The sequence below is a fragment of the Cupriavidus sp. SZY C1 genome, from assembly GCF_032190535.1.
GTDB lineage: Bacteria > Pseudomonadota > Gammaproteobacteria > Burkholderiales > Burkholderiaceae > Cupriavidus > Cupriavidus pauculus_C.
In genome coordinates this window covers 257,662-274,729 of record NZ_JAUANU010000004.1, presented here as the reverse complement: position 1 = coordinate 274,729, position 17,068 = coordinate 257,662, and the positions used below count along the sequence as shown (strand labels likewise).

Annotated in this window: 20 protein-coding genes; 13 read left to right on the top strand and 7 right to left on the bottom strand. The window is 59.8% G+C overall.

All coding sequences use genetic code 11. The features are described from left to right. The first annotated feature begins 103 nt into the window (after positions 1-103). The 3 genes from QTN24_RS09500 (at position 104) to QTN24_RS09490 (ending at position 3,764) form a co-directional block, all read left to right on the top strand. Positions 104-1,480 carry an MFS transporter gene (locus tag QTN24_RS09500; protein ID WP_063778466.1) on the top strand — a complete coding sequence of 459 codons (1,377 nt, stop codon included), beginning with the start codon at positions 104-106 and terminating at the stop codon, positions 1,478-1,480. Then, complete coding sequence (locus QTN24_RS09495) at positions 1,473-3,098, top strand: GMC family oxidoreductase (RefSeq protein ID WP_196765235.1); 1,626 nt, start codon at positions 1,473-1,475, stop codon at positions 3,096-3,098. Before QTN24_RS09500 ends, QTN24_RS09495 begins: the two co-directional genes overlap by 8 nt. A gap of 327 nt (positions 3,099-3,425) precedes the next feature. After that, the gene (locus tag QTN24_RS09490) at positions 3,426-3,764 is read left to right on the top strand and encodes a DUF4286 family protein (RefSeq protein WP_052495067.1); all 339 of its coding nucleotides are present in this window, start codon (positions 3,426-3,428) and stop codon (positions 3,762-3,764) included. 230 nt (positions 3,765-3,994) lie between these two features. On the opposite strand, the gene QTN24_RS09485 is transcribed toward QTN24_RS09490, so the two are convergent. Next, entirely contained in the window at positions 3,995-4,993 is a 999-nt protein-coding gene (locus QTN24_RS09485; RefSeq protein ID WP_043355323.1) for an AraC family transcriptional regulator, read from the bottom strand. 16 nt (positions 4,994-5,009) lie between these two features. On the opposite strand from QTN24_RS09485, the gene QTN24_RS09480 reads away from it, so the two are divergent. From QTN24_RS09480 to QTN24_RS09470, 3 genes are all read left to right on the top strand, one after another. Continuing rightward, positions 5,010-6,074, top strand: coding sequence for a sterol desaturase family protein (locus QTN24_RS09480; protein ID WP_306418434.1), 1,065 nt, complete (start codon positions 5,010-5,012; stop codon positions 6,072-6,074). A 10-nt stretch (positions 6,075-6,084) separates the two neighbouring features. Then, positions 6,085-6,492: a DUF4345 domain-containing protein gene (locus QTN24_RS09475; RefSeq protein ID WP_043355321.1), complete on the top strand. Its 408-nt coding sequence runs from the start codon at positions 6,085-6,087 to the stop codon at positions 6,490-6,492. Between the two features lie 461 nt (positions 6,493-6,953). After that, complete coding sequence (locus tag QTN24_RS09470; RefSeq protein WP_043355318.1) at positions 6,954-7,289, top strand: helix-turn-helix domain-containing protein; 336 nt, start codon at positions 6,954-6,956, stop codon at positions 7,287-7,289. Between the two features lie 25 nt (positions 7,290-7,314). Here the strand turns inward: QTN24_RS09470 and QTN24_RS09465 are convergent, their stop codons facing one another. Next, positions 7,315-8,604, bottom strand: coding sequence for a tyrosine-type recombinase/integrase (locus tag QTN24_RS09465; protein ID WP_313836656.1), 1,290 nt, complete (start codon positions 8,602-8,604; stop codon positions 7,315-7,317). A 526-nt stretch (positions 8,605-9,130) separates the two neighbouring features. Here QTN24_RS09465 and QTN24_RS09460 point away from each other — a divergent pair. Both QTN24_RS09460 and QTN24_RS09455 read left to right on the top strand, forming a co-directional pair. Next, positions 9,131-10,162: a DNA-binding protein gene (locus QTN24_RS09460; RefSeq protein WP_043358190.1), complete on the top strand. Its 1,032-nt coding sequence runs from the start codon at positions 9,131-9,133 to the stop codon at positions 10,160-10,162. Between the two features lie 60 nt (positions 10,163-10,222). Then, on the top strand, positions 10,223-10,423 hold the full coding sequence (locus QTN24_RS09455; protein WP_373424148.1) for an H-NS family nucleoid-associated regulatory protein: 201 nt from the start codon (positions 10,223-10,225) through the stop codon (positions 10,421-10,423). A 25-nt stretch (positions 10,424-10,448) separates the two neighbouring features. Here QTN24_RS09455 and QTN24_RS09450 read toward each other — a convergent pair whose 3' ends face one another. Continuing rightward, positions 10,449-10,712: a helix-turn-helix domain-containing protein gene (locus QTN24_RS09450; RefSeq protein ID WP_043355301.1), complete on the bottom strand. Its 264-nt coding sequence runs from the start codon at positions 10,710-10,712 to the stop codon at positions 10,449-10,451. A gap of 330 nt (positions 10,713-11,042) precedes the next feature. Here QTN24_RS09450 and QTN24_RS09445 point away from each other — a divergent pair, with 330 nt between their 5' ends. Genes QTN24_RS09445 through QTN24_RS09430 form a run of 4 tightly spaced genes read left to right on the top strand, consistent with a single transcriptional unit; the run spans position 11,043 to position 13,346 of the window. After that, the gene (locus tag QTN24_RS09445) at positions 11,043-11,573 is read left to right on the top strand and encodes an HAD domain-containing protein (protein ID WP_043355300.1); all 531 of its coding nucleotides are present in this window, start codon (positions 11,043-11,045) and stop codon (positions 11,571-11,573) included. 5 nt (positions 11,574-11,578) lie between these two features. Then, positions 11,579-11,902 carry a hypothetical protein gene (locus QTN24_RS09440; protein ID WP_066735635.1) on the top strand — a complete coding sequence of 108 codons (324 nt, stop codon included), beginning with the start codon at positions 11,579-11,581 and terminating at the stop codon, positions 11,900-11,902. Between the two features lie 29 nt (positions 11,903-11,931). Further along, positions 11,932-12,567: a hypothetical protein gene (locus tag QTN24_RS09435; protein WP_043355296.1), complete on the top strand. Its 636-nt coding sequence runs from the start codon at positions 11,932-11,934 to the stop codon at positions 12,565-12,567. Positions 12,568-12,614: 47 nt separating this feature from the next. Beyond that, positions 12,615-13,346 carry a hypothetical protein gene (locus tag QTN24_RS09430; RefSeq protein WP_066735637.1) on the top strand — a complete coding sequence of 244 codons (732 nt, stop codon included), beginning with the start codon at positions 12,615-12,617 and terminating at the stop codon, positions 13,344-13,346. A 258-nt stretch (positions 13,347-13,604) separates the two neighbouring features. Here the strand turns inward: QTN24_RS09430 and QTN24_RS09425 are convergent, their stop codons facing one another. The 3 genes from QTN24_RS09425 to QTN24_RS09415 form a co-directional block, all read right to left on the bottom strand. After that, on the bottom strand, positions 13,605-14,243 hold the full coding sequence (locus tag QTN24_RS09425; protein ID WP_043355292.1) for an NAD(P)-dependent oxidoreductase: 639 nt from the start codon (positions 14,241-14,243) through the stop codon (positions 13,605-13,607). Between the two features lie 98 nt (positions 14,244-14,341). Further along, positions 14,342-15,073, bottom strand: a complete 732-nt coding sequence (locus QTN24_RS09420; RefSeq protein ID WP_043355291.1) for an SDR family NAD(P)-dependent oxidoreductase — start codon at positions 15,071-15,073, stop codon at positions 14,342-14,344. Positions 15,074-15,085: 12 nt separating this feature from the next. Continuing rightward, positions 15,086-15,490: a DoxX family protein gene (locus tag QTN24_RS09415; RefSeq protein ID WP_043355290.1), complete on the bottom strand. Its 405-nt coding sequence runs from the start codon at positions 15,488-15,490 to the stop codon at positions 15,086-15,088. Between the two features lie 93 nt (positions 15,491-15,583). On the opposite strand from QTN24_RS09415, the gene QTN24_RS09410 reads away from it, so the two are divergent. Further along, a complete protein-coding gene (locus QTN24_RS09410; RefSeq protein WP_043355288.1) occupies positions 15,584-15,964 on the top strand; it encodes a winged helix-turn-helix transcriptional regulator in 381 nt (126 codons plus the stop codon). 261 nt (positions 15,965-16,225) lie between these two features. Here QTN24_RS09410 and QTN24_RS09405 read toward each other — a convergent pair whose 3' ends face one another. Further along, complete coding sequence (locus tag QTN24_RS09405; RefSeq protein WP_052495066.1) at positions 16,226-17,065, bottom strand: D-alanyl-D-alanine carboxypeptidase family protein; 840 nt, start codon at positions 17,063-17,065, stop codon at positions 16,226-16,228. Positions 17,066-17,068 lie beyond the last annotated feature (3 nt).

Sequence of the window (17,068 nt, the reverse complement as noted above, 5' to 3'; positions counted from 1 at the left end):
GCCTATTTGATTGTAATAGGTAGGCTACCTAATATTTACCACAAATAAGAGTAAGCGCGCTTCGGTTTTTCAAACATTGCTTATAGAAGTGGAGACAAAATCAATGCAACATCATCCCCGAAGAGGTTCGACCCCCACCCCCCAGCGGGTCCGGGATGTTCTCAAGCCGATCTCCGGTGCCGCCGTGGGAAACATGCTGGAGTGGTTTGACTACTCGTTGTATGGCTATCTTTCCGCCACCCTGGCGAAGGTGTTCTTCCCAAGCAGCGACCCGATCGTTAGCCTGATAGCGGCTTTCGCGGCATTCTCCGTCGCATTCGTTACCCGACCACTCGGCGCTCTGTTTTTTGGATCGCTGGGAGACCGGCTTGGACGGCGCGATACGCTCGCGATTGTCGTTGGTTTGATCAGCGTTTCGACGGGGTTGGTCGGTGTCCTACCGGGATACGAGGCGATTGGCATCGCCGCTCCTTTGCTGCTGGTAGCCCTACGCATGATTCAGGGATTTTCCGCGGGAGGCGAAGCAGGTGGAGCACTCGCATTCCTTGCCGAGTACGCCCCGACACGCCGGCGTGGCGTTGTGATCGGGTTCTTCGGTATGTCGGCTGGAATTGGTGCGTTGAGCGGATCCGGTCTTGTTCTGGCGATCACCAGCATTTTTGGTCAGACGGCAGTTGAGGCATGGGCCTGGCGATTGCCCTTCCTGATCGCTGGTCCGATTGGGTTGGGTGCGTTCTGGCTGCGGCTGCGCATCGAGGAAACACCGGCATTCCGGTTGCACTTGGAACGCGAGGGCGCGGCACAAGCACCATTGCGCGAAGCCCTTCGTGACGACTGGCGAAGCATTGTCAAATGTCTTGGCGTAGCGATCTCACACGGCATCCCTTACTACTTGATCCTGGCGTATCTCCCGTCTTATCTCGTGTCAACTGGACGGTTGAGTAGCGGGCAAGCTCTAGCGGCGTCCGGCCTGGCCTTTCTGGGTTCAGTGATTGTGATCCCATTCGCTGCAGCGCTATCCGACCGCGTGGGTCGACGACCCGTCGCCTTTACGGCGGCATTGGCATACCTCGTCGTTGCGCTTCCTTTGTTCCGGATCGTCGTGGGCTCGACACCAGAGGTGGTAATTGCCACGATGGCTAGCGTCGGGGTATTGATGGGGATGTATGGCAGCGCGCCGTTCTGCATGATGACGGAGTTGTTTCCGACACGCACACGCTACAGCGCCATGTCGGTAGGCTACAACGTGGCCATGGTGCTATTTGGCGGCACCGCTCCTTTAATCAGCGCTTCTCTGACGAAGCTGACCGGAAACCCTTCATCACCCGCCTATTTCATGATGGGGGGCGCAGTGTTGTCTATTTTTGCCATCTTGGCGTCTCCTGAAACGTCACGAGTACCGATTGATGAGCTCGGACAGTCGGACGAGCACATTCGCCGCGTGCGCATGGCGCTCAAGGCATCGGCTCGCGTTGAGTGATCTCCTGATTATGAAAACCGCTACATACGACTACATTGTTATCGGCGCCGGCTCGGCAGGGTGTGTTCTCGCTTCTCGGCTGAGTGAAGATCCCAGCGTCAAGGTACTGCTGATAGAGGCGGGCGCTCCCGCGTCATCCATCTTTGTTCAGATGCCGGCAGGGATCCGGGTTCTCTATAAGAGCCAAAAATTCAACTGGCGCTATTGGACGGAGCCCCAGACACAACTGGACAATCGGAATATTTATATACCCCGGGGCAAGGTGGTGGGCGGTTCATCCTCGATCAATTCCATGATTGCTATCCGGGGGAACCGATCCGATTACGACAACTGGGCATCTCAGGGCCTGTCGGGCTGGGACTATGAATCCCTTCGTCCGTACTTTCGAAAGATTGAGGATGCATCACTGGTAACGAAGGCGAGGAATGACGATCGCGGGTACGCGGGTCCGATTCGCCTGTCATACGGCACGCAGCAAAACGCCATATCGACTGCGTTCATAGAGAGCGCAGTATCGGCCGGTATGCCGGAGAACAACGGATTCAATGGGGCGTCGCAGGTAGGCGCAGGATTCTACGAGCTTACGATTGCCGAGGGAAAGCGATCCGGTGCTTATCGTTACCTGGATCGAGCAGGTAACCGATCCAATCTGACATTGATGGCGAACTGTAAAGTCCGCAGGATTCTCCTTGCCGGAAAGCGAGCGCAAGGCGTAGTGATTGAGGATGGATGGGAGGAGGTGGAGCTTCGCGCGGACCGCGAAGTGATTCTGACAGCAGGGGCCATTGCCTCACCGCAACTCCTGATGCTTTCGGGGATCGGACCGGCCAAACATCTGCAGTCGATTGGTATCGCTCCCGTGGTCGATCTGCAAGGCGTCGGTGAGAACCTTCAGGACCATCTTGATTGCGCGATTCGCTTAGAAGCGTCGCAGCCCAATACGCTCACGCCCTATATCGGCCTGGTAAGAGGCGGAATGGCAGGAGCTCGCTATCTTCTTTCAGGAGGCGGGCCGGCTTCCTCTCAAGGCGTTGAGGCAGGAGCATTTTACAACTCCGACAGAAATCCGGATCTGCCTGAGTGGCAGGCCCATCTGATCATTGCGCTGCGCAATCCACCGCCTAACGAAAAAGTTCCCCACGGATTTGCAGTCCGCGTATGCCAGCTGCGTCCAAAAAGTAGAGGCGTGCTGCGACTGCGTTCTTCAGATCCGTCCGATTCTCCCCGAATCGACCCTCGCTTCCTCTCAGACGAGTCTGACCTGGAGAGTTTGGTGCGCGGCGTGGAACGCACGTGCGAGATTGTCGACCAGCCGGCGCTCCGGAAGTACATCAAACGAAGGCTCGACATCGATGCTTTCTCCACCGGTGCAGCCCGTAAGGCATGGATACGCTCGCATGCGGAAACCATCTATCACCCGGTTGGCACGTGTCGCATGGGAGTCGACGACAACGCTGTTGTTGACGAGGAGTTGAAAGTGCGCGGGGTTGAGAACTTGAGAGTAATTGATGGATCTGTGATGCCAACGATCATCAGTGGGAACACGAACCTTCCCATTATGGCCATGGCAGAGAAGGCCGCAGACTTGATACGAAATTCACGCACATCCGCTCGTTGAAGTTTTCGGAGAACTCTGTTCACTGGCGTTTCGAGCTTGCTCCGTCGCCTTCTTCCCGGTTGTCCCCTTACACGGGGACGAAAGGTTGCAGCATAGATTTCCCAGCATCGAATGGGAACGTCTACGGGCTTGCGTCGTTTGATGGAAGCGTTGGGCCACACCCTTTCTCTCAAGCGCCGAAACCGCCGGAATGCCAAAGCGCGGGTTCCAGCAAAGAGGACCACGTGAACAAGGGACTCGCCAGTCAACACATACCCATCACGGGCGCGTCACAGGGCATCGGCCGCTGGACATTCCCTGTACTTCAATAACCTTAAGGAGATAAGAATGGTCAAGTTCACCTATCTGGTACTCACGAACGCGGTTCCGGGGCGTGAAGAAGAGTTCAATCGCTGGTATACCGAGCAGCACCTTCCAGACGTGTTGCGCGTACCGGGCGTGGTGAGCGCACAGCGCTTCAGTCGCACGGAGCAGCAGCGAAAAGCGGGGCCTCATCCGTGGCAGTACCTGGCACTCTATAACTGCGAGGCCGCTGACCCGCAGGTCGTCACAGATGGGATCCAGGCTCGCGTCAACACAGCGGAGATGCAAATGAGTGACACGGTGGGCGATGTCAAATATGGTTGCTATTTCGAGCCAATCACCGAGGTGATTCGCAGTAAGTAGACGGCATGGAAGTACCTGCTTTCCCGTCGTCTCAAAGATGAGTCGGGTAGAAGCTCAACAGCTTCTCCGCCACGTGAGGCGACGGGCCAGGGCGGGTCGCTTACTCCGCCGTAGCGGCGATGGAAGGCCATGCAACCCGGTGCGAGAGCTTGGGACTTGGGCCGAGGAGGCCAGCCTAAAACCTTCAGCGCTGCAATCACATGGGCGACTGCGCTGTTGCCCGTAGCGGATCACGCATCCATTTCGCGGCGCCAGGCTTGCGGGCTCTGCGATGTCCATCTCCGGAATGCGCGAGTAAATGCACTGTGCTCCGAGTACCCAAGTATCCAGGCCACCTCAGCGAGCGAAAGCCGTGGATCTTTTAGGTAATTCTCTGCAATCCGGCGTCTCGTGTCGTCACGTAGCTCGCGAAATTTCAGACCCAGTTTGTCGAGTCGCCGCTGCAACGTGCGGGGGGTCATGTGCATGGAGGAAGCCACTGTTTCAAGGCTCACTTCGCCTTGACGCGCGAGCCCGGCTACCGCTTGCCTGATGGCATGTTCCATGTCATCCATCTTCGGCATGGCACCCAGCAGAGCCTGTACCTGAAGCTCCATGATTCGCAGTAGCGCTTCATCAGGTTGACGCAGAGGCGCCTGCAAAAGGTCGACGGGGAAGCGCAGACTCGTCTCCGGTTGGTCGAACTTCACCGGGCAGCCGAAGTATGCAAGATAAGGGGTGGTGTCTTGAGGTGTTGCGTTAACAAAGCACACCTCCTCCAGCCTCACATCACCATCTGTCATGGCTCGCGTGAAACGGGTCATCGCAGCCAAGGCCGTTTCGTCAACGAGCGGCCCCGTTGGTTCCGTCGAACGGGGCCACGTCATCACGACGGACTTACCTTCGGTTCTTAGCTCCGCCGGCGTAACGTTTGCAACCACACGGTCGTACTGTTGCCAGCGTTGCAAGACAGCCCCGACGTCAGGGCAAGCCCCAAGTGCGTATCCAAGCACGCCGAGATGCGCAGGCGCAATGCGCTGGCCAACGTGCAATCCGAGGAGCGGATCATTGCAAACCTCGGCGGCACGCTCAAGCAAACGCCGCCAGTGATCGAGCGCGTAGAGTCGCACTTCCTGGCAATTAGGGCTGGATTCCCCCAGCACATGCACGGCATCCAGCCCTTGGTCCTGCAAGTAGTCGAAAAGCAGGTTCACGTAGGTGCTGGCGTAGTAAGCGGTGGGCGCGGACATGGGATGACAATGAACAATGTCGCGAAGTGTCAAGAAAGTGTCGAGGACTGTCAATGCGGAGGGTCACCAGTTTGATCAAACTGTCGGCAAGCCAAGCGAACAGGAGTCTAAATTGCCGTCCGATATGATGAACTGGCTGCATTCCATATTTGGGAAGTCCGTGGATTGGAAGCAGGCGTTCATGCTCAGCATGGTTCCTCTCTTCATCATTGCATTCAGTCTCGAGACCCTGATCAATCGAAGGCGTAGAGCCGAATCGACACTGAACTGGAAAGAGGTGTGGGCGAACATCGCATTGGGCACCACTTACCAGATCATGGAGCCCCTGGGAGTGGCTCTTGTGACAGGATCCATCTATGCGTGGGTATATTCAAAACGTTTGTTTGATATCCCGGTGGACGGTTGGACCATTCTCCCAATCATTCTGTCGGTCGAGTTCTGCTACTACTGGTTTCATCGCGCCAGCCATCGAATCCGCTGGTTTTGGGCGGCGCACGTCGTTCATCATACCGGCGAGAACATGAACTTCACTACGGCGGCACGACAATCGATGCTCAATGTGGTCGCTGGGAGTTTCATCTTTTTCCTTCCTCCCGTGCTCCTCGGTGTGCCGCCGGCCGCAGTCGCACTCATCCTGGCCGTGAATCTGTCCTATCAGTATTTCATTCATACCGAACTGATCCGCCGCCTTCCTGGCTGGATTGAGTACATCTTCAATACACCGTCCCATCACCGTGCCCATCATGGCCGAAACGACCAATATATCGACAAGAACTACGGTGGCATGTTGATCATTTTCGATCGCATGTTTGGCACTTTCGAAGAAGAACGGGAGACGGTGCAATACGGCATCACCCAACAGATTAAGTCCTACAATATCCTGGTGCTGAATCTCCACGAGTTTGTCGACATGTGGCGTGACGTGATGTCACCGGGGCCCGTGTGGCAGCGACTGCAACACCTGTGGCGGCCGCCGGAATGGGTGCGCCGTGGTCATGAACCCATCCACACATGGACGGTGGACAGGAACGAGCCGACCGGCAGTGAGTCGACACCCACTCCGTCAACGTCCGCTACCTGAGAGCCAACTCATGCATCGCCTCTCTCAAATATACCTGGCCGTTTCGGCACTGGCTTTCCTGCTAATTGGCTTGCATACGTTTCACGACCCCGCTACGGCAATGGCGGGCCTCGATATGCAACCCCATTCGGTGAATGCCTTCAATGAGATCCGTGCCAACTACGGTGGCATGCATCTCGGTATCAGTCTGTTGCTGGCCCTGGGTCTACTCTCGAAGGCGTGGCGAAAGCCCTCGATGTGGATCAACGTCGTGTTCACCAGCGGCCTGGTGCTCGGGCGGCTGGTCAGCATTTCCGCTGACGGGTGGCCAAATGATCTCGTTCGAATGTTGCTTGGAATCGAAGCAGCAGCGGCATTCACCGGCCTAGCGCTGTTGTGCTTCCTCAACAAACATGATGCGCGCTCTTCCATGAGATGAGCGCTCACTTTGAGCGCCCGCGACGCGTGGACATGAGGTCATCGTTCACCCAGTCCTATCAAGTTAAACTCGCACCGATCAACCTCCACCTGTCCTGATACCGGTCTTGCGGACAACGCGCGAGATATCCGCGTTGACGGGCTTCACCGCTTTCTAAGCATCCTTTCATCGCGACGGGTCCGACGCAGCGAAGAGAACGCTAGCTCTCCCGAGAGCAGTCAAGGTGTTGGGGCCTGGCCCCAGTAGAGACTACGGAGGTTGCGTCCAGGACCGTAGTGTTCGGTCTCTTCTGGGGTCTTTCGATGCCGTGTCTGCAATTGCCACCCTCTGCGAAGTGCTTATTAGCAGGCGCAGATCTTTGCCGGCATCCGGCCGCCATTGTGAGAGTATAATTTCACGATAGTGAAACAACACAGAAAACCGCTCTCCACGCTGGTGTTCCTTTTGCAAGAACGACCTCCATGCCACGACCACTACCTGATCCGAAGCCACCGTCGCGTGCGACGATTCGCACCATTCACCAACTGGGCGACCGCATTCGAGCAACGCGGGCAGGGAAAAGGATGCCCATTGACCAGGCGGCAAGACATTGCGGGGTCTCGGTCGGCATGCTGTCCAAGCTCGAGAACGGCAAGGGCGTCAATCTCGAGCACGCCCTGCGTGCGTTGGACGGACTGGGTTTGGCGATGCTGGTCGTTCCCAGGGCGCATGCGCCTTGGCTTGAACAGGCAGCGGCCCATACGGCCAAGATCGGCGAGGACGCGGCCAGGCGACAGCACGCCTGGCTGGAAGAGTAGTAGAGGCCTGCGATCAGGCTGGGCATCAATCTCTGATGCGATCCCAGATCGGTGCGGAAATGCACTTCGCTTGGTGTGCTGACGCGCCTTGTGCTTTCCTGATCCATCCGATGCGGTGCCGCTCCTGCGTGGCCTCGTGCCGCGCATCCTCTTCGCTGTGCAGATAGCCGCTCGTCGTCGACAGCGAGCTGTGCCCAAAGTTGTCGCGCACATAACGCAGGTCGACCTGCTGGTCGGTCATATGCGAGCCGGCGGTGTGGCGCAGCCAGTGGGCCGAGGCGCTGGCCAGCACCGCGGCCTGCGCCCCCCACTCGGGCCCGCGCGCCCGCAGGCGCTCCGCGGCCATGCCAAACACCTCTTTCAGGATCAGGTGCAGCGCGCCGCGTGACAGGGGTTTCTCGCCACCCTCTCTGCCAATCACCGGCAGCACCAGTGGCCGCGTCTCCCCGAACTGCGGGGTAGGCGGCAGGTCGTGGGCGCGACGGTAGCGCGCGAGTTCGGCAATCAGTTCGTCGGTCGCCGGCACCAGCCGGGTCTTGTTGCCTTTGCCGGTCACCTCGAGCCACCAGCGCTCGATGCCCTGGCCATCGCGCCGGCAGAAGAACGCGCCCATGGGGGTCGCCGTCAGCTCGGAGGCGCGCAGGCCGCCCAGATAGAGCACGGTCAGCACCCACCGGCAGCGCGCGGCGTGCCGGCGTTCCCGCGCGGTCTCGGTCGGCATGGCCGCGACGGTGTCTTTGACCGTTTCCCACAGGTCGTGGCTCAGATAGCGGGTGATGCGCGCTCGGGTGGGGGCGCGCCGGCGGCGGGCGAGGGCAAGCGGGTTGCCGGCCAGGTAGCCCGCCTCGGTCAGCCAGGCGAACAGCGCGTTCAGGATCACCATCGCGTGGCGCACGCTGGACGGCGACAGCGGCCCGGCAAACGGGCGCCAGTCGGGGTGGCCGCGTGCAAGCTTCTTGCTGCCGGCCAGCACCCAGCGCGCGGCGGGTTGCGGATCGGCGAGGAAGCGCTCGTAGGCGAGCAGGTCTTCGTGCGTCAGCGAGGACAAGGGCTTGCCCACCTGGAGCACGGTCCACAGGATCAGCCGCTCCACCTCGCGGCGATAAGTGGTGAGCGTCGCGGTGCTGTCGGCATAGCGCGCGAGCCAGGCGGTGACGGCGGCCAGGTCGTCGGCCGCGGCGATCCGCGTGGCGCTGGCGGGCGCGCGGTTGCTGCCGGCCGCGCCGGACAGCGCCGGGGTCAGGCGCAGGCGCTCCAGCGGGGTGGGAAGCGGGGCGGCCAGGCCATCCAAAGGTTTAATCGGGAGCAGTTCCATGGTGTATCGGCCTAAGCGTCGGTTTGCACAAATTTGTTCCCGCTGGTCGCACGCCAGCAAGCCGATTGCAGGGCGATGGTAACAATATTGCGTCGAGAAACGCTGCAAGAAATTGTTCCCCCAGCCGACACTTGAAGCAATTTTGTACCTTCCCCCAACGCATCGGTCCGTCGTCAGCCTTCACCCCGCCGACGGCGCGGGGCGATCCGATGGACGGGATTCAGCTGCGCAAAGCGATGACGTTCGCCGTCAGGCGTGCCACGCAAGCTAGCCGAGTCACGCCGCGCCTGCCGCCGGTGCGTGCGCTCCAGCGCGCCAGCCAGGCGTGCCCATGGGGGTCGGGAACAAAATTCTGCAAAAAGAGGGCACAAATTTATGCATACCGACAGGGGCAGCGTGGGGAGGCGATTCGAGCCAATATTATAGACATAAGCGTACTTATGTCTAAACTTTTACACGAATCTTGTTATCCACTACGTATTACGTAGTAATATTTAACTCTGAATGTCCAAAAAGGTGCTCGACCATGACGCCAGACGCTGTAGATCCCCTTCGCCTCGAAGCCGAGGTCGAGCAGTTGCGGCACCTTCACGCCGACACGCGCACGCTCTACCGCGAGGTGTGCGGGCTGCTGTTCTTTCGCTACGGCATCACGCCCACCACCAACAAGCTCTATCAACTGGTGCGCAAGGGCAGCATGGGCACGCCGGCCCAGGCGCTGCAGCAGTTCTGGCAAGACCTGCGCGCCCGTTCGCGGGTCACGATTGACCATCCCGATCTCCCCGACAGCCTGAAGCAGGTGGCTGCCGACGCCGTCCAGACCATCTGGCGCGCCGCCGGCGAAGCCGTCTTGGCCGAACTCGCCGCGACGCGCCAAGACATAGAGGCGCAGGAGCAAGTCGTCGCGGCCGAGCGGGATGCCGCGCAGATGGCTTTCGCCGACGCTCAAGCCGCGCTCACCGCGCTCGAGCGCGAGCGCGAGGCGTTGCGGGCTGAATGCCGCCAGTTGCAGGAGCAGGTGGCGCAGGCGCGCGGCGCCGAAGCAGCCGCATCGACGCACCGGGAGGCCTTGCAGAGCGAACTGCTGGCGGCGCGCGAGCAGGCGGGCGCCGCGCGCAGTGATTTCCTGGCGGAGCTGGAGCGCATGCGCGAGCAACTCGAAGCGATGGAGGCGCGCGGGGACGCTGCCGTGCGGCGTGCCCAACTGGAATTGGACCAGGAACGCACGGCGCGGCGCCAGAGTGACCGGGGACTCGATGCGGCGCGGGTGGAGGTGGATCGCTTGCGCGACATGCAGCGGCAGGAAGCGGTGGCCGCGGCCGAAGCGCTGGGTAGTTGGCAAGCCCAGGCGCAGGCGGCGCAGGTACGTTGCGCGGCGCTGCAGGACGCGCAGGAGAGCGGACAGCAACAACTGGGTGCCGCCCAGGAGGCCTTGGCAGAAATGACCCGGCGGGCCGAGCGTGCCGAGACTGAACGGGACCTGTCGCGCGAGTTGCTGGGCAATTGGCGCGACGGCGCCAAGGTGCGATCCGGGGCACGGCGCAAGGCCGCCGCCTAACCGCTTCGAGCCACCGCCCATGCACGCGCCCCATGAGATTGCCCGCGCCGACGCCATTCGCTGGGTGCGTATCAAGATGGCGCAATCGGGCCTGACACTGGCCGATTTATTGGCGGCCGGCTGTTTCGCGCCCACAGCGGCACGGCCACGCTACCGCAAAATGCCGAGGGGCAAACCTGGGATGGGCGAGGGGAGCGTCCCGACTGGTTTCAGCGGGCCATCAACGCCGGACAGCAGCCGGAATTCTTTCAGATCGACTGAGGAATCTGCGCCAAACGCCCCTGGCTCAATGACGCGGGGCGCGCTTGCGCGGGGGCGTCACGTCTGGCACGCGAAACAGTTCCGCGACCGGGACTTCCAGGGCGAGCGCCAGCCGTTCAATGACGTCGATCGACAAATTGCGGGCCGCCCTTTCGACGTGTGCCAGAAACGAACGGTCCATGTCCGCTTGCCAGGCCAGATCTTCCTGCGTCCATGCATAGGCCGCGCGCAGTCGCCGAATATTCAGGGCGAGCAATTCACGAGCGGAGGGCTGATGGACACGGGACATGCGTCCATATTGCGGACCGTTCCCTTATCTGTCAGTGGTCGTTGAGTCACAATATTTTCCTGCTATATAAGCTCGCCGTTTCCATGAAAGACAAGGCTTTCCGAACATATTCTTGCGTCAAGGTCTTCTCATTCTGTAGTCGTTGAGACACAATGCCGCCTTTGCAGCGGCCCTTAACCAAGGGCTTCGCGCGGCGTCACACTGCTGCGCACACCGATCGCCGCCCCGCGCGCATAGCACCGAGAGGGCCTGCCGCCGAACGGCGGATCTGGGGCGGCAGGCACGAGCGGCTACGCATTGCCCTGCGTCAGCGCAACGACACGATGCACGATGATTTTGTTTCTGGACTACGACGGTGTTCTGCACCCCGATGCGGCCTATCTGGTCAATGGCCGGCCTCAATTGCGTGCGGCAGGCTCGCTGTTCATGTGGGCGCCGATTCTCGTGGAAGCTCTCGCCCCCTATCCCCAGGTCCAGATTGTTCTCTCCACGTCGTGGGTGCGCGTGCTCAAGAGCTTCAGCCGAACCCAAGCCTATCTGCCCGCTGCGTTGCAGGCGCGCGTGATCGGCGCTACTTGGCATTCGGCCATGGCGCGACACCATGAGGGTGCGCACCGCATCGACGCGAGCTGGTTCAGCGAACTCACGCGGTATGCCCAGATCGCGCGATACGTTGCGCGATCTGGGCTGCGGGCCGAACATTGGCTGGCCATCGACGACGACAGCGAGGGCTGGCCCGTCGCGCTGCGCGACCACTTGGTCGAGACGGATGGGGCGCTGGGGCTTGCGAGCGCGTCGACACGGTGCGACCTGACCCAGCGACTGCAGGGGATGGCCGCAAGCACGCTCAGCGGGAAGTGAACACCATGCTACGCGTGACCGTGGAACTCATTCCAGACGGACAGGAAGACTGCCGCCGAACACTTGGGCAGCTTGAGATCGAGAACATCGCGGGCGATTCGCTGGTGACCGGTGCCTACCGAATCGTCATGGACGAGTTCGATGCGCGGGGCCCGGGGCCGCGCACAACGTTCCGGACCATCGCATCGCTAGACAATGTGGAACGGGACCTCGTTCGCCCAATGCAATTGGTCGGCATGGCGCTTAGCGTCGTGGCACCGGTTAAGCGCACGATGCATCGTTCGGAGGACGTGCCGCAGGGCACCGTGCTATCGCGCGAGTCGATCTAAGACGGTTTCGAGTTGCTGGGAGGGGTACCATGGCTGAAAAATTTGTATTCCGAGACCTGGCGTTTCGCGCGGGTGCACACCTATGGTCCAACCCCAAACTGCGCGGCACCCCGGCGGAAATCCCTATCATCCTCGCGCGTCCGACCCTGTTTGATGTGGTCCAACTCGCCCAACGCTACCCGCTGGAAACGTTGTACCGGGCGAATCGCCGGCTCCGGGCGACCCGGGAGATTTCCGAGCGCCAGTTTCTTCGCACGCAGGAGATTCTGCGCAACATCCAACGCGCAAAGAATGATGGTGCGCTCAGTTGCGAAGATTGCGTGACGGCGGTGACCGTAGGTTACGAAGATCCTCCGAGGGAGGAACGAACGTCGACACCAGCGCAACGACACTGCGCATTGGCGAATTGGTTGCCGGGCGGACTGCAAACCATCAAATCTGAACCCGAAGAATACATCCGCCTTGACGACGTGCCGTCGGAGTTCACGGTGCCTCTCCGTCGATGGCTACGGTGGCAACTCGATTGCGCGCCGGGCCAGTCGTCGGGGTGGCTGATCGATACGCCTGACGGCCAGGGTCTCTCACACGGCGGATGGTGCGCTTTCCTGTCCTGGCTAACCGACGCCTTGCTTTGTCGATTAGATCAAATCGAAGTTGGTATGTGACGAGCATCGCTCCGCCGCCGCTTCGACAACTTTCATGTAGCCGTCCGATGCAAAACTCTCTCGTTGTTCTTTCCCTTCCGGGCGCGTGGGTCTCCCGTGCCGAATTTCTATCCGCGCTAAGTTCTCAAGCGCCAAAGTATCGTCTTGTTGACGGCATGCTCACGGATTTGCACACGGGGGAGAGCGTCCTCATCGAGTTTCGGAAAGGACGTCGTAGGAATACCGTGCTGGATTTTTGGTGTTTTGGTCTGCACTGGCACGACACCAGCGAGATGCGTGCAGTGAGGCAGCACGCGTCGTGCGTCATTATCAAGGGCGCGGGGGGCAGTTTGCATCGGATGATGCATCTGATGGCTGCGGCAAGCGCTGTGGTTCAAGCTGGGGCGCTGGGTGTGCTCGTCGAGCACGTCGGCATTGCCCATACGCCGCAAAAATGGCTGGACTTCGCGAGCGAGGGCGTCGATGGGATTCTTCGGGCGTTTGTCGTGACGGTCGATGGGGCCGGCAGCGGTGCCTATAGTTGCGGTATGCATAATTTTGGGATGAAGGAAGTCAGTGCCCCGGCCGAAATCCCAAACTGTGCGAATGTTGTCGGAATCATTACCCGGCATTTGTTGGTGAAGGGCGCGAGCATTGCCCGCGGACAAACTATCGCCATCGGCGGGAAGGCAGACCGGTATCAATTTTGGGATGTGCGATCTGCGGTGGCTCCCGATGGGGCCGTATTCGACCACCAAATTGGCACGTGGAAGCTGCTGCGTGCCGAGGCCATCCATTAGAGTTCGAGGCAGCGCTGTGGACTGACGAGAACGGCCGTAGGAGGCGCCCTTCACCGACGTCAAATGCCGCCGTCCCGTACGACACTCTTGGTCGCTCATCATTCATGCGCCGAGAGTCCAGTTCGTGACTGAAAGGCGGTGCAACTCCCAACAGTCCCGGAAATCGATGTGTTTTACCGCTTTGTAAGCAGGACGGAAAATCAGCGTTCATGAACACTGGGCCGGGCAGTTAAGCGCTTAGCGGTCTCCTCCCCGAAGTCATTGTCGGGTGCTGATTCCGGGAGCCCGGCGAACGAAATCGTGGTTCGCAATTTGATCAAACATGAATTTGGCCAAGTCTTCACGGGCGACCGTCAGCGAATGCTTGGCGTGACCATACAAGCCGACGTTGAGTTGCTCCGCGGCGTGGCGATTCTTCAATACAGCCGCTCGAACCATTGTCCAATCAAGCGACGAGATACGGATCGCTCTTGCAAGTCCGATCATATCTTCGTAAGCACTTGGCATCGCGAACTTGATGATTGCGGCAGGCAGCCAGATCTTGAGGTCGAAATCATCGCCAGGATCAGCGGCTGTCCCGGTCGAGACCGCGATGAACCGCTTCACCTGCTCGCGTTCCATCGCTGAGATGATTGCCCGGGTCGCCGTAGTGATTGGCATACCTTTCGGGTGTGGCTGCCTGGCAGGGCCCAGCGCCGAAAGCACCGCATCTGATCCACGGATTGCGTCTCGCAACAAGTCAATATCGGTAAACTCGCCTCGGACAATCTGCACATTGGCGTTCTCAAACTTACTGCTGGAACGTGCAAAGACGGTGAGTTCGAAGCCGCGCTGCAGGCCCTCGTTTACAAGGGATGGCCCGGTTTTCCCGGTCGCTCCGAAAAGGGTAACTTTCATCTCTCTCTCAATTGCCGCTTCACAGCCTCAGGTGCTAGTGGCCCGATCAAATTTGATAGCATTGCATACGTGTTCGAACCACGGACAGTTGCTCCGAGCTATCGAGCGCTGTCGATGATCGAGCCGCCGTCGGGGGTAAGGCTGTATCCGGTCAAAAACTGGGCATCCTTACTCGCCAAGAACAGGACGACAGGCGCAATATCGTCTTCCGGCGAACCATAGCGGCCGAGCGGGTTGGTCGGCGGAGGGACGTTGGTTTCCGGACCCCATGTCTCGGCCACCGGCAGTACATTATTCACCGTGATCTTGTCGGGGCCCCACTCACGGGCAGCGGTGCGGGTGAGAGCGCGCACTGCCTCTTTGGCCATGTTGTACGGACCATATCCCACCAAGCCCAGGACACCAGCCATTGAGCCGAAGTTGATGACACGTCCTTCACCGCTCGCCTTGAGGTAGGGGTACGCCGCCTGCATCGTCCGCAGATACGCAATCGGTCCCATCTCGAAATTGCGCTGCAACTGTTCCGTCGACAGATCGGTAATGGAAGAGAACGGCGCGGATGAGTCGAAGGCATTGTTGACGAGGATGTCGATCCCGCCATAGGTAGCGACGACTTTATCCACCGCTGCCTTAATCTCGCCGGCATTGGCGATGTCGCAAAGCGCGCCGATTGCCGTTCCGCCATCAGCGCGAATGTCGGCAACGACCGCATCCACATTGGCCAGGGTGCGCGAAAGAACGGCCACTTTGGCGCCTTCTGCGGCAAACAGTTTTGCGATGCCGCGGCTGGCACCAGTGATGATCGCGACTTTTCCGTTGAGTCGAGCCATGGTTGATCTCCGTTAGTTGAGGGATGTTTGGCGCTCCGCAAATGGAGCGTAGGGGGACGGGGTCTCGCGAGCGATGTTCTGTGTTGCGAACGACGAAACGAGCAGCACAACGCCGACTACCGCAGGCAGCGCACCTCTCAGTTCACGGACGCCAAGGTGAGCCAAACCAGACAGCAGCAGGTGATAAAACATGCCGGCGTAGGCCAGGTCGCTTAGCGGCGCGCTGACGCGCGCCAAAATGGCGGCCACGCCCAGGAGCTTTACCGCAGTGAGAAACGGTACGAGATAGCCGGGATAGCCAAGGTCTGTAAGTGCCTGGACAACCCAAGCCCGTTTGGCTAAATACATCGTCGCGGAAGCGAGATAGAGCAAGGAGAGCAGCGCCGTGCTGATCCAGTACACGTAACTTTGAGTCATGAGGTTTCCTAAAGCTGGGGGATTGCATCGACACGCAACAGAATGTCGTCTAAGCTAAAAGTCAGCAAGTAGGATGAAAAACTGGTGGTTAGTATGGAAAAGAAGACTAATGGCGGCGATGAGATCAACATGCACGAGGAAATGCGCCGGGCATTTGCGCTACTGTCGGGAAAGTGGAAGCTGGAAATCATGTGGCTGCTCAACCAGCGGATCTATCGCTTTGGGGAACTGCGCAAGGCCATACCGGGGATCACTCAGCACATGTTGACGGCACAGCTTCGTGAATTGGAGGCGGATGGCCTAATATCGCGCACGGTGTTTGCTGAGGTGCCGCCGCGCGTCGAGTACGAGATCACGGCAAAGGCGCGCGGCTTGGGGGCCACGATGGAGGCGCTGACAGCGTGGTGGAATGAGTATGGGAGAAGTGTGCCGGCGAAGCCGACGTCGCGCGGGCGCAGGGCAAAGGGGAGTTAGCGCATCCGGCATGAGACTGCGTTTGCCCCGGCACCGGTTCGCATCACGCTCGCCAAGCGCAGGGGTGAGCATCGTCAACCCGCTAGTGAGGGAGAGTCTTAACGTGCCAGGAATTACACAAACTCCCGTCAACGGCGACCTGGAGTTCTCGTGCTTCGCATTGCGCGCCCCCATACGCCGGCACAACATGCAGTCAGAGGGCTATACCGCTGCTTGCCGTTGACCATCCCCAGCGACGAGCGGCTCAGAGCCGCAGCGGGCTCAATGAAAGCCGTAATCGATCAGTTGCCTGCCCGCGACGAAGCGCCCATCGTTGGAGGGTGCGCCGAGAACCACAGCGAAAACACGTCGCATCGCTTTGCCCTTGGCCACCGAGCGCTTTGCCGTGACCGCCAGGCAATAGCCTGCCTTGGCAGTATGGCCCGTCTTCAGGCCATCGATAGTTGGATCGTCCAGCAGCCGATTCTTGTTGTGTCTGGTGAAGCTGCCATAGCTGAAATCCCGCTGAGCGGAGAAGGCCAGGTAGACCGGAAAATCCTCCGTCAAGCGCACCGACAGGTGGGCAATGTCTCGGGCAGTCGAGTAGTGGTTTGGCGTGGTAATGCCGGAAGGGGTGGCGAAGTGACTGGCACTCAGCCCTAGACGATTGGCGTAATCGTTCATTTTCCCTAGAAATGCGTCCTCCGACCCGGCGACCGTACGGGCCAGGACCATTGCCGCATCGTTTGCTGAGACAACAATGAGACCCGTCAGTAGGTCCTGAATGCTGATGATCTGGCCGGCCTGGAGGCGCATGGTTGCCTCGTCGCCGCCCACATGAGCAAGGTCGCTGGCCTCCACACGCACCAACTGTTCCCACTTGATCGTGCTCGCCTTCAGGGCGTCAAGCACGACGTAGGCTGTCATCATTTTAGTTAGCGACGCGGGCTGTAGACGCTCGTCAGCATTCTTCTCGAGCATGACGCGATGCGAGCCGCTGTCGAGCAAAATGTAAGAGCGTGCTGCAATCTGTGGAGCCTGCGCGGCCGTTGCGGGGAGGGGGAGGGCGCCGAAAGCAAATGCCGAGGCGGCAAGAAAACGAGTGAAGCGCAAAAAAGGCATCAA

Coding starts and splice junctions, on each gene's coding strand:
- QTN24_RS09445 (WP_043355300.1), top strand. CDS start 11,043: ATGATTTTGTTTCTGGACTACGACGGTGTTCTGCACCCCGATGCGGCC.
- QTN24_RS09470 (WP_043355318.1), top strand. CDS start 6,954: ATGCCACGACCACTACCTGATCCGAAGCCACCGTCGCGTGCGACGATT.
- QTN24_RS09410 (WP_043355288.1), top strand. CDS start 15,584: ATGGAAAAGAAGACTAATGGCGGCGATGAGATCAACATGCACGAGGAA.
- QTN24_RS09450 (WP_043355301.1), bottom strand. CDS start 10,712: ATGTCCCGTGTCCATCAGCCCTCCGCTCGTGAATTGCTCGCCCTGAAT.
- QTN24_RS09440 (WP_066735635.1), top strand. CDS start 11,579: ATGCTACGCGTGACCGTGGAACTCATTCCAGACGGACAGGAAGACTGC.
- QTN24_RS09480 (WP_306418434.1), top strand. CDS start 5,010: ATGTCGCGAAGTGTCAAGAAAGTGTCGAGGACTGTCAATGCGGAGGGT.
- QTN24_RS09430 (WP_066735637.1), top strand. CDS start 12,615: ATGCAAAACTCTCTCGTTGTTCTTTCCCTTCCGGGCGCGTGGGTCTCC.
- QTN24_RS09435 (WP_043355296.1), top strand. CDS start 11,932: ATGGCTGAAAAATTTGTATTCCGAGACCTGGCGTTTCGCGCGGGTGCA.
- QTN24_RS09405 (WP_052495066.1), bottom strand. CDS start 17,065: ATGCCTTTTTTGCGCTTCACTCGTTTTCTTGCCGCCTCGGCATTTGCT.
- QTN24_RS09425 (WP_043355292.1), bottom strand. CDS start 14,243: ATGAAAGTTACCCTTTTCGGAGCGACCGGGAAAACCGGGCCATCCCTT.
- QTN24_RS09500 (WP_063778466.1), top strand. CDS start 104: ATGCAACATCATCCCCGAAGAGGTTCGACCCCCACCCCCCAGCGGGTC.
- QTN24_RS09475 (WP_043355321.1), top strand. CDS start 6,085: ATGCATCGCCTCTCTCAAATATACCTGGCCGTTTCGGCACTGGCTTTC.
- QTN24_RS09465 (WP_313836656.1), bottom strand. CDS start 8,604: ATGGAACTGCTCCCGATTAAACCTTTGGATGGCCTGGCCGCCCCGCTT.
- QTN24_RS09415 (WP_043355290.1), bottom strand. CDS start 15,490: ATGACTCAAAGTTACGTGTACTGGATCAGCACGGCGCTGCTCTCCTTG.
- QTN24_RS09460 (WP_043358190.1), top strand. CDS start 9,131: ATGACGCCAGACGCTGTAGATCCCCTTCGCCTCGAAGCCGAGGTCGAG.
- QTN24_RS09485 (WP_043355323.1), bottom strand. CDS start 4,993: ATGTCCGCGCCCACCGCTTACTACGCCAGCACCTACGTGAACCTGCTT.
- QTN24_RS09420 (WP_043355291.1), bottom strand. CDS start 15,073: ATGGCTCGACTCAACGGAAAAGTCGCGATCATCACTGGTGCCAGCCGC.
- QTN24_RS09490 (WP_052495067.1), top strand. CDS start 3,426: ATGGTCAAGTTCACCTATCTGGTACTCACGAACGCGGTTCCGGGGCGT.